Annotated in this window: 1 protein-coding gene; it reads right to left on the reverse strand. The window is 58.4% G+C overall.

What is annotated here, in order from left to right:
* A partial coding sequence (locus tag SB717_RS35065) for a Tc toxin subunit A-related protein (RefSeq protein WP_410907507.1) occupies positions 1-269 on the reverse strand: 269 nt, incomplete at its 3' end.
* Positions 270-291: the final 22 nt, after the last annotated feature.

Genomic DNA, 291 nt, shown 5'->3' on the forward strand with positions numbered 1-291 from the left:
GGCAGTGTCACCCCTACTCGCTGAAGGCGACGTTGCGAGGTGCCGGGGTAGTCGTCCTCGAACATCGAGGCACTCAGTGCAAATTCGACAGAGCCATCGTTGAGCAAGTCATCGAGGAAGTCGTCCCACTCCTTGTTGATCGTCGGGTCCATCGCCTTGAGACGTCGCAAAGACACGGTTTTGCTGATCTCCAGTTGCCGTTCATTACGGTGCAGGTACGCCGACTCCATGTTCAGCAGTTGCAACTTCAACGCTTCGCCCGCGCCCAACCCACGCCGGCTGTCGTTCCAG

Origin of the sequence: Priestia sp. SIMBA_032 (genome assembly GCF_046535215.1) — a bacterium.
GTDB lineage: Bacteria > Bacillota > Bacilli > Bacillales > Bacillaceae_H > Priestia > Priestia aryabhattai.